This is a genomic window from Alteromonas sp. OM2203, assembly GCF_048517045.1.
GTDB lineage: Bacteria > Pseudomonadota > Gammaproteobacteria > Enterobacterales > Alteromonadaceae > Alteromonas > Alteromonas gracilis.
Window position 1 is genome coordinate 2,158,177 of sequence record NZ_CP183209.1, and the last position, 11,468, is coordinate 2,169,644.

Here is an 11,468-nt window from a genome sequence, read left to right on the forward strand (position 1 = left end):
AATTGTTACAAGCTGTTAGATTTGGTAGAGTCGAGACATAATAACAAAAGAATCTTACGTGTGATTGCATCATTCCTAATTCGTCAGCTTTTTCAGTCGTACTTTTTGCTCTTTCGGCCGCTGACTCTGTTTTACAGAGGAATGACATATGCGACTTAAAAAGATAAAGCTCGCGGGTTTCAAATCCTTTGTCGAGCCCACTACTATTCCTTTTCCCGGAGAAATGACGGCTATTGTTGGCCCTAATGGATGCGGGAAATCAAACGTTATCGACGCCGTTCGCTGGGTTTTAGGAGAGAGTTCCGCTAAAAACTTGCGTGGTGACGCTATGACCGACGTGATTTTTAACGGCTCATCTTCCCGTAAGCCGGTCGGGCAGTGCAGTGTCGAACTTGTTTTCGATAATAGCGCGGGGCGAATAGCCGGTGAATTTGCCAATTATAATGAGCTTTCTGTTAAACGTTTAGTTACGCGAGATGCTACTTCTACCTATTTTCTTAACGGCACCAAATGCCGTAGACGAGACGTAACGGATCTGTTTTTAGGAACAGGGTTAGGACCACGTTCTTATGCCATTATCGAACAAGGCATGATTTCACGGCTAATTGAGTCTAAACCACAGGATCTCCGCGTTTTCATCGAAGAAGCCGCAGGCGTGTCAAAGTACAAAGAACGTCGCAGAGAAACTGAAAATCGCATAAGGCACACACAAGATAATCTTGAACGATTGAATGATGTTCGTGATGAACTTGGCAAACAGCTTGAGAAACTGCAGCGGCAAGCTGCCGCTGCTACCCGTTATAAAACACTACGAGCACAAGCCAGAGAACTCAAAGGTCAGCTAGCGGCTATCCGCTTTTTAAAAAATAGTGAACACATAGAAGCGTTACAAAAGCAGCAGCAAGCCCTTCAGCTTGAAATTGATGACTTAGTTGCAAGGTTACAAGGTGACGAGGCAGGGCTTGAGTCATACAAAGTTAAGCAGGTAGAAACCAAACAGATTATTGATGATCTGCAGCAACAGCTTTTTACAACTAGCAATGCGATAACCCGTCTAGAGCAAAATGCGCTTCATGCTAAACAGCGTAAAGTGCAGGTAGAGCAAGAGTTAGCAAGAGTTAGTGAGCAGCATGAAGTGCTCAACCAATCCATTGAGGAAGCGCAAGAGGCACTTGCAGTATCAAGCGAGGCGCTAGAGAGTATTGAACCCGAAATTGCGTTGAAAGAAGCTGAATTAGACAGCGCGAAAGAGCGGTTCGAAGATGCTGAGCAAGCGCTTAGAGAGTTTAACGCAAAATCCCGAGAGCAAGAGCAAACTTACAATCAACTACGACAACATGTGCAGCAGTGTCACAGCCAAATTCAGTCGACAATGAGCATGCAGCTGCGAACATCGCAGCGAATTAGTGAAATAAACGATGAATTAACACAGATAAATAACGAAGATTATACGAATCAAATTGCGTTGTTGACCGGTCAATGTGAAGAAATTGAACTTGAGATAGAAGAGATTCAAGCCTCGCTCGGTGCTGTTAACGAGATGTCCTCAAATCAAAAAGCTCAGGTTAAGGAATTGGAGTTGACGCTTCGCGAGGCGCAGGGAAAGCTGCAAACTGCACGCTCGACAATGGCTGCACTCGAAGCGCTTCAACAAGATGCGGCTAATAATGACGATACACGTCTTGAGGGAATCGAAAAGCTATGGCAACAATTTCAGCCTAAAGAGAGCTTAGCACCTTGTGTAGAAGCCATACTACAACATATAAAAGACCCTGTTGTTGCAACGAGCCACAGTATTGAGGCGCTTCTTAGTCAACAAGAAAGCTTGCCCAGCGGAATAAAAGTCTTTTCGAATTCGGCGTTTGTTACCAACGCAAAATCAGGTTCACTGGCGAGCGAGTTAGTTAATGAAGTTTGTGAGCAAGGTGAAAGCCATCAAAACAACGTGTCGTCGCGCAATCGCGTGCCGGCATTTTTTAATGATATTTTTCTTTGCGAAAATGATGAGGAACTTACCTCGCTAATTAATAGCGTTGCTGATGATGGTAAAAAGCTGCATTACTATTTTTCAAAAGGGTTTACTAGCTTCATCTCCCCATCAGGACTATGGGCAAGTGAGCAATGGGTTGTGAAGCCTGGTGAGGTGAACGACGGTGCATTGCAAAGGGCAAATAAAATTCAGGCACTTGGTTCTACTGTTGAGGCTACCGAGCATCTAATCGCGGAAGTTGAGGTGTCACTGAATAACGCGCAGGATTCACTTGCAGAAACTGAGACACAAGCCCTAACACTGAAACGCAATATAAGTGAAAAAGAGAATCAACTTACCCAGTTAAAGAACAAGCTATCACTGCTTGAGATGCAGCAAGAACAGCAGTCTTCACGTACTACAAAGCTTAATGAGGAACGTGAGAAGCAAGAAATTATGCTAGCTAAAGAAGAGGAGCAACTAGCGCAACTTTCGGAAAAGCTAGAGCTTCAAGAAGCACAAATTCTTGAACATGAAGTGCACATAGATGAAGTGAACACCAAGCGTGAAGCTAATGAGCGAAACACCACAGAACTACGCGCTTTGGTAGACTCACTTACCTCGCAAAATCATGAGCTTGCGCTTAAAAAACAGCAGCTAGAAAACCATCAAAATCTATATAATCAACAGGTTGCGCGTAACCTTCAGCAGCGCGAAGAATACATAAAAAATAAAGATAGGTTAATGCAGGAGCTTTCTCAGCTTACTTCGCCACAGGAAGTGCAAGCGGCCGAGCTTCAGTCGTTGCTTGATAGTAAGGCGGAACTTGAAGAAATGAAGCGCACAAAGCAAGCGGCGCTAGACGATATAGAACAGTGGCTACGTGAGGCTGAAAAAGGCCACCAATTGCTTGGAAAAGATATTCAGGCGCGCCAAACTAACATCGATAAGCTTAATATAGATATTGAAGGGTATCGAGTTCGCGCGAGCACTATTTTGGAGCAGCTTAATGAAACTCAGCAATCATTAAAAAGTATCCTTGAAACGCTGCCAGATGAAGCGGAGGAAACGCGGTGGCAGGACGACCTCGAAAGAACCCAAGCAAATCTACAGCGTTTAGGCGCAGTCAATCTAGCCGCGGTGGAAGAATATGAAACCCAGTTTGAGCGAAAATCTCATCTAGATACCCAGCATAACGATTTAACCGAAGCGCTAGAAACCTTGCAGTCAGCTATTCGTAAAATCGATAAAGAGACGCGCACTCGCTTCTCTGCAACATTTGAGCAAGTCAACGAAGATTTGAAATCACTTTTTCCAAAAGTGTTTGGTGGGGGCTCTGCTTATCTTGCGTTAACCGATGACGATTTACTTGAAACGGGTGTGACTATTATGGCTCGCCCTCCCGGTAAGAAAAATAGTACGATTCACCTTTTAAGCGGTGGAGAAAAAGCGTTAACCGCTTTATCATTGGTGTTTGCTATTTTTAGATTAAATCCAGCACCATTTTGTTTGTTGGATGAAGTAGATGCACCATTGGATGATGCAAATGTAGGGCGCTTTTGTAACCTAGTGTCAGAGATGTCACAAACAGTGCAGTTTATTTATATCACCCATAATAAAATAGCGATGGAAATGGCAAGTCACCTTACCGGTGTAACCATGGCGGAACCTGGTGTTTCTCGCATGGTAGCGGTAGATGTTGACGAAGCTGTCGCCTTCGCAGAAGCATAACAAAGGGCGAAAGAAATTAAATGGAAGATCAATTACGTCTATTTTTACTCCTAGGGGGCACGGTATTCATTATTGCAGTGCTAGCCCACGGTATTTGGAAAATTCGTAAAAACAGTAAGCCAGCTGCAAAAGAGCGGTTAGAGCCAAGACAATGGCAGGATGCTGATGATAACGATGTCGATTCAGAATCACAGGAAGGATTTGACGAGCTAGGAATTGGTGCAGTAAGAGTTGTTGGACAACCAGAAGATGCGAAAAGCGCGTCGTCAAATACTTATAACGACGATGAACGTTTAGTTGAGCATGACGTGGTTGATGCAGACCTTCACACAAAAGCGCCACATTCTGAATCATCTAGCGCTTATAAAGAGACGATTACCGGCGAAAGCCGAGAAGACGCTGTAGGCGATGGGGACAAAAACAAGTCCTCAAATCAACCTCACAAAGCGCCGCAGCCCGATGAGCCAAAACTTTATGGTTCTGTGGTCACCAATCCAAAGCCACATATGAAGGGGGTGTCCCGTCCTGCAGATACTTTATCGAGTGACGGTAACGGTGGTGGAACTGCATTTCCAGAACCTCCAGGTTTTTTACTTCGCGAAGGTGCGGATGAAGAGGTTTCGACATCGTCTCAAGGTATAACATCAGCTGAACAAAGTTACCGTAACGCAGAATCAAACAATGTATCTGATAATGCAGACAGCGAATTCCATCATTTACAAGGCAATACTGCTTCGACAGGCGAATACGCTGATACTCAAAGTGAAAAGCCCCGTGAAGAGCAACGCAGAGCGGCGCAAAAGTTTTACATTGATCCTACGGTTGAAGAAGAATCGGTAGACACTGCTCCACCTGCAAGAAATGAGAGGGAAGTGGCTGACTTCAGTTTAGATGCGCCTGAAGAGCCTCATAAACCGAGTGATGCGCAACAAGAAAATGAACAGCCAAGGCGTTTTGCGCGTAGCAAGCGCAGTAAATCGCCAATTAGAAGACGCGAAGAGCCAAACTTTGGCGACGATCAGATGCGCATAGACTTCGACACCAGCGAAGAAAATATCTCTGAATATGAACAAGATAGCTTCAATGCAAATGGCACTGAAAATACAGCGAATGAAAGTTCAGCGTCTCAGAGCAAGTCGTCTAGTATTGACCCTGAAGTTTTGGTGTTAAACGTTAGAACCCCAGAAGGTGAACCAATTTCTGGCGCTGCACTGTTACCCATGTTGCTTACGCTTGGATTTAAATTTGGCGACCAAGATATATTCCATCGTCACGTTAACTCCAATGGTAAGGGGCCTGTATTATTTAGCTTAGCCAATATGTTTAAACCTGGGGTATTTGATATCGACAACCTTGAAACGTTTGAAACCCAAGGTGTTTCCTTATTCATGATTCTACCTATCGAAGGCGATCCGCATCAGGTGTTTAATATGATGCATAATGCGGCACGTAAACTAGCCGATGAATTTGGCGCTCAGGTTTTAGATGGAAGACGTAGCGTTTTAACTAAACAGGGTTTGCAGCAATATGTTGAGAAAATTCGTGAGTTTGAACGCAAACGAATGATCTGCCGTAATTAGCTTACCTAAACGCTATTTTTTGCGCTTTCACTACGCTCAAGGACTTGGCTTATACCCAAGTCCTTTTCAATTAGATTGGGCGAAAGAGTGGCCGATTCATTCTCACTTTTAGTGGAATGACGCTAGCGCGTTGTTATTGGTGCCTGAAAAAAATAAATCGTTGTCTCAAGTGATTTTAAAAGACAACACCCTGTAAAACTCTCAATGATTAATACGTGACAACAATTTCCATGTCTGACACTTTAGAACAAGCACAACAAAAAGTTGCCGAGCTTCGCAACACCTTAAATGAATACAACTATCAGTATTATGTACTTGATGAACCGTCTGTTCCTGATGCGGTCTACGACCGAGACATGCAGGCGCTAATTGCGCTAGAAAAGCAATATCCAACGCTTTTAAGTCCAAATTCACCGAGTCAAAAAGTGGGGGGAGCGGCTCTCTCATCTTTTGAACAGGTTACGCACGATGTGCCAATGTTGTCGCTAGACAATGCCTTTGATGAAGAATCTTTGCTTGCTTTTGAAAAGCGGCTGAAAGATCGATTGAAAGACTCTGCAACTATGGACTTCAGCTGTGAGCCTAAGTTAGACGGTCTTGCAGTGAGCATCTTGTATGAAAATGGCGAGTTGGTTCGTGCAGCAACGCGCGGTGATGGTCAGGTAGGGGAAAACATTACCGCAAATGTTCGCACTATTTCTAATGTGCCTTTAACGCTTCGCGGCGATCATTATCCCGCTCGTGTTGAAGTGCGCGGTGAAGTATTTATGCCAAGAGAAGGTTTTGCAAAACTAAATGAGCAACAGAAAGAAACCGGAGGAAAGGTTTTTGCTAACCCTCGTAACGCAGCAGCAGGAAGCCTGCGCCAGCTAGATTCAAAAATAACGGCTAAACGCCCGCTGATGTTCTACGCCTATTCATTAGGTGTAGTACAGCCTGAGAGTTTCACTTTACCCTCTACACACAGTGCGCGATTAGCGCAACTTGGCCAATGGGGTTTACCGTTGTGCCCTGATATCGATACTGCAGAAGGCGGTAGGGGTTGCCTCGACTACTACAACCGTATTTTAGAAAAGCGTGACAACCTGCCGTACGATATAGATGGCGTGGTTTTTAAAGTTGACCGCATCGATCTTCAAGCTGCGCTTGGATTTGTGGCTAGGGCGCCACGCTGGGCGATAGCACAAAAATTCCCGGCGCAGGAAGAAGTGACTACCTTACTTGATGTTGAATTCCAAGTTGGACGTACGGGTGCTATGGGTGTCACCATGGACAAAATTGTTTCAAATAGATTTGTTCAAATACTCAAGTTACATTATTTAATTAATGTCTTCACAAAAGGTCTCAACGATACCCTTACATCGTTTTTCCAAACGGATATTTATCAGCCATCATTAGGATATAACAATACCACCTTAGTTGTTCGTTTAAATGGAGGGCTTTGATATGCTGAATATTGACTTTACCAAAGAACAATTGGAAATATTGAATGAGATAGGTGAAGAATTTAAGCCAGAAAAATTAGTATCGTTGTTCTCTCGGTCAGACTTAAATACTGAAGAGTTAGTATTTATTCTAAAAGCATCCAACGCCCTTTATCGGGCGGGTAGTCCGATTCTGTCAGATAAGCAATATGATATATACATTTCATTATTGCGAGATCAAAATCATCTTCATCCATACCTTAACACTGTTGAGCCAGAGCCTTTAATTGAGTCTAAAACAGTCGAACTTCCAGAAAGAATGTTGTCAACGGAAAAAGCATATTCACTTCAAGATATCGAGAAGTGGGTAAAGAGAATACAAAAAGCAGCTCAAGAGACGAATGTACCTGAAGAAGAGATTGATATTAGGGTGACACCTAAACTCGATGGTTATGCAGCCTTTGATGACGGTGATACTCTATATACCAGAGGGGATGGTTATAGAGGACAAGATGTAACAAGAGCATTTAAACGCGGATTGAAGGTAGCCAACTCCGGAGAGCGTGGTTTGGGGCCCGGTGAAATAGTCATTAAAAAAAGTTATTTCACTGAGGTACTCAGTAGTTATTTTGAAAATTCTAGAAATATCCAAGCCGCTATTATAGCTGAAAAGAAGGTTGATAACAGAATCCAGAAGGCTATAAAAGATGGCGCATGTGTATTTTATCCCTTCGCTCTTCTTAAAAATAATACAGTCAAAATTTCGGTGTTGATGGATGAGTTTGAATCAATCGTTGAGGGTATTTGGAGTTCGGTAGACTTTGATGTGGATGGTGTAATTTTAGAGACTACAAATGAGACTATTAAAAAGTATATGGGCGCGACAAGACGTAACCATAGGTGGCAAATAGCATTTAAAGTAAATGAAGAATCTGCAAATGTCGAAGTAGTTAGGGTTATACCACAAACATCAAGAACTGGAAGGATAGCACCTGTAGCCGAACTTGTGCCAACGAAATTAAGTGGAGTCACTATAAGCAGAGTGACAGTTCACCATTACAATATGGTCAAAACAAATGGCGTTGGAGCTGGCGCTATAATTAGGTTGGTGAGAAGTGGTTTAGTAATTCCCAAAATTGAAGAGGTCTTAACGAAGGTTGCACCTGATATTCCTGATTCATGCCCCAGTTGCGGATCTCATTTGTTGTGGGAATCAGATAATTTAATTTGTCCTAATAAAATAGACTGCCCCGCGCAAACTGAAAACACCTTAGTTCATTTTTTCAAAACTCTTGGTAATAATGATGGGTTTGGGTCTAAGACGATTGAAAAGCTGACCAGCTTTGGAGTTAAATATATCCATGAAATATATGGCTTAGAAGTTGACGATTTCTTAAGGATTGGCTTTGGTGAGAAGACGGCGATAAATTTATTTAATCAACTCCAAGCGAGCAGAAGTATTGAGATTGAAGACTGGCGATTCCTATCTGCGTTTGGGGTTAGCCGGTTAGGTTCAGGGAATTGCGAAAAACTTCTAGAACATCATTCATTAGTTAGTTTATTTGAACTCACAGTTTCTGACATGATCCAAATTGATGGATTCGCTGAAATTAGCGCTGAGGCTATTAAAGAGGGTTTAGAAAATATAAGGGAAGAATTTTTTAAGGTTTATGATTTAGGCTTTGCATTAAGACCAACAGCTATAGAAAATACTGAAAAATTGTCATCACCGATATCTGGAGCTATAATCGTTTTTACAGGCACTATGATTGAAGGTTCCCGATCAGATATGGAAAAGAAGGCTAAAGCCCTAGGCGCAAAAGTTGGAAAATCGGTAACTTCAAAGACAACTTATCTTGTGACAGGCGATAAAGTTGGCGAAACTAAAATTAACGCAGCAAAAGACAAAGGAGTAAAAGTTTTGTCTGAGCAGCAGTATCTTGACTTTATTAGGTAAAGCTCCTTTATTGATTTGGCGAAATGGGTAACACGGTTGTAAGAATACACGATAATTAAAATAGGTTTTCCCGTTAGTCAGACCAATAAATAATCTAACGACAAATTGGGCTCATGTAATGCAGCATGTTCAAAATAATTTTCATTTATTTTATTAATATTTGAACATGCTCTAATTAACATGTTCATAAGTCTTAATTTAATTCATATTGCGACCTCAATAAATAGCCCGATAAATTAGCAATTTTCCAAACATGATTACCCGTCGTCATCATCTTATTTTTAAGTATCGCTAAACTCGATAATAAAAACCGTCTTACTTTCATCTGATTCGACGTACATATCGGCTCCATTGATTTTCATCACAGATTTAGCAATAGTCAATCCAAGGCCTGTACCTTGCCCATCTCTTTGTCGAGATGGGTCAACTCGATAGAAACGATTGAACAATTTGGGAATATGCTGAGGCTCAATTTTCTCCCCGTTATTTAACACCATTATTTTCTGCTTTTTTCCTTTGGACTCCGTTTTGATCTCTACCGTACTATTACTAGGAGCGTGTCTAATCGCATTTGAAATCAGATTTCCTATTGCCTGTCGGAACATGGTTTTATCGCATTGAATAGTAAGGGCGGATGCGGTGACTTGGATGTTTATATGCTTTTCGTCAGCGAGTAAATTAAAGTAATCGAGTAGGCTTGATATTTCCTGTTGAATATCTAAAGGTTCAATTGATGGCTTTATAAGACCGTGCTCGGTTTTAGCTAATAGCAGCATATCACTTACCATTTTCGTCATACGCTCATATTCTTCTAAATTCGAATAAAGTATTTCAGCATATTCGTCATTTGACCGAGCTTGTCCCAACATCACTTGGGTTTGGGTAGTTAAGCTAGTTATTGGGGTTCGTAATTCATGCGCGATATCGGCTGAGAAGTGGGATAGTTTTTCAAATCCATCCTCAAGCCGCTCAATCATGGTATTGAAAGAACTTACTAGAGTGATTAATTCTTCCGGTACCACATCTGGGTTTAGTCGTATATCAAGATTATCGGCGGTGATGGTTTCAATTTTTCGCGTAAGCTTTCTCAATGGTGATAGGCTTCTGTAAATCGCAAAACGCGCAGCTAAGACTGTAATAATGCCCGAACAAATAATGATGCCAATAATCGATTTCAAAAGGCTGTTCATAAATGTCATATGAAATTCCATGTTTGAAGCAACGATGATGGTATAGCTAGTATCATGCGTATTAAAACCTAATTTAATGGCTCTATGCATATGGTTTTCATCGCTAAATAACAGCATGTCTGCGGGATTAATTGATGTGTATGTTTTGGCTGTTTTAGGAAAGAAAGAAAAGTCGGCTCCTTCGCTTGAAAATATTGTATCTCCTTCGGCATCCTCAACATAATAGTACACACCATGATGTCCTGAAACCGCCTGAAATAAAAGCTTACTGGGTTGTACTGACTGATTATGTGACTTTTCGAGCTTTAACTTAATGGCATGAAACACCTCATCAAGCTCATCGGCATCTTGTTCTTGAAAATGATCTTCGATGGAGGTGACTACGAGTGTGCCCATAACGCCCAAACACACAAAGATAGCTATTCCCACAAATACCATTGTTCGAAAGGAAATTGAATACGGCTTTTGCCTTTTAATTTTGCTCTTCATCAGTTGTTAACTTGTATCCCATACCACGAACCGTTTGAATCAATTTAGGGGAAAATGCATCATCAATTTTAGCTCTTAAGCGGCGTATCGCTACATCGATGACGTTTGTATCGCTGTCGAAATTAATATCCCATACTTGAGACGCAATCAAGGAGCGAGGAAGCACCTCTCCTTGTCTTCTGACCATGAGTTCTAAAAGCGAAAACTCTTTTGTTGTCAAGTTAATGGATTGGCCAGCGCGTTTTACAACACGAGACGGGATGTCCATTTGTAAGTCTGCGACTTGTAGCAGGTTGGCAGCTACTGTATTTCCTCTTCGAAAAAGGGTTCTGACTCTAGCCAACAATTCTGCAAAAGCAAAAGGCTTGACTAGATAATCGTCAGCGCCCAGCTCTAGACCCTTTACTCTGTCATTTACACTATCTCTCGCTGTCAAAAACAATACCGGCGTTTGATTGCCAGATTGACGTAATGACTCTAAAATCCGCCAACCATTAATATCTGGGAGCATGACGTCTAATATTATTAGATTAAACTCGCCTGTCATCGCTTTATGATGACCGTCTAAACCATTGCGCACGAGTTCAATGACAAATCCAGACTCTGTTAGTCCTTGCTTTATATAGTCACCGATTTTCTTTTCATCCTCGACTACCAAAATTTTCATAGTTCACTCACGTCATGTTTAATGCGATTTCGGTACTTAGTGTTGCTAAATGTTTAACAAGTGGGTGTTCGAGATTGGATGTTGCAACTCGGGCCAACAAAACGTACCTCACTCACAAGCAATATATTCCAATGCATAAAAATAACCAACGATTGCTCTGACTAGATTACAACATTGTAATGAGCAGGTAATCGCACTGCCATGTTGCTTAACTATACTCTTCAACTGGAACTATATTTAGAATACCTTATCAAAGGTATTTCAAGAATAGTAAAGTCGTATTAGATTATTCATTAAGGGTCGGTTTGGTCAGTAAATGCATTAAAACTGTTTTGCTTATAATATTTTTAAGCACTCAAGTTGCAGATTCGTTTGCGATGTCCAGCCCTGGCTGCGACATGCAAAACGATATGCATGAGCAACACCTTATGGATAACGACCATAATTCATCACAAAATAGC

5 protein-coding genes and 1 pseudogene are annotated in these 11,468 nt (G+C 41.8%); 4 read left to right on the forward strand and 2 right to left on the reverse strand.

From position 1 onward, the window contains the following. Window positions 1-148: 148 nt before the first annotated feature. The 4 genes and pseudogenes from smc to ACM0P2_RS09730 all read left to right on the forward strand — a co-directional run bounded on the left by smc (window position 149) and on the right by ACM0P2_RS09730 (window position 8,661). Window positions 149-3,700 carry a chromosome segregation protein SMC gene (smc, locus tag ACM0P2_RS09715; RefSeq protein ID WP_419227644.1) on the forward strand — a complete coding sequence of 1,184 codons (3,552 nt, stop codon included), beginning with the start codon at window positions 149-151 and terminating at the stop codon, window positions 3,698-3,700. 20 nt (window positions 3,701-3,720) lie between these two features. Next, the gene (gene zipA, locus ACM0P2_RS09720; protein ID WP_419227645.1) at window positions 3,721-5,280 is read left to right on the forward strand and encodes a cell division protein ZipA; all 1,560 of its coding nucleotides are present in this window, start codon (window positions 3,721-3,723) and stop codon (window positions 5,278-5,280) included. Window positions 5,281-5,510: 230 nt separating this feature from the next. Further along, window positions 5,511-6,539: pseudogene (ligA, locus tag ACM0P2_RS09725) on the forward strand (NAD-dependent DNA ligase LigA); the annotation flags it as partial. A gap of 187 nt (window positions 6,540-6,726) precedes the next feature. Next, a complete protein-coding gene (locus ACM0P2_RS09730; RefSeq protein WP_032094237.1) occupies window positions 6,727-8,661 on the forward strand; it encodes a BRCT domain-containing protein in 1,935 nt (644 codons plus the stop codon). A 281-nt stretch (window positions 8,662-8,942) separates the two neighbouring features. Here the strand turns inward: ACM0P2_RS09730 and ACM0P2_RS09735 are convergent, their stop codons facing one another. Beyond that, window positions 8,943-10,340 carry a heavy metal sensor histidine kinase gene (locus ACM0P2_RS09735; RefSeq protein ID WP_032094236.1) on the reverse strand — a complete coding sequence of 466 codons (1,398 nt, stop codon included), beginning with the start codon at window positions 10,338-10,340 and terminating at the stop codon, window positions 8,943-8,945. Beyond that, window positions 10,324-11,007, reverse strand: a complete 684-nt coding sequence (locus ACM0P2_RS09740) for a heavy metal response regulator transcription factor (RefSeq protein ID WP_013783912.1) — start codon at window positions 11,005-11,007, stop codon at window positions 10,324-10,326. The genes ACM0P2_RS09735 and ACM0P2_RS09740 overlap by 17 nt, the downstream gene beginning before the upstream one ends. Window positions 11,008-11,468: the final 461 nt, after the last annotated feature.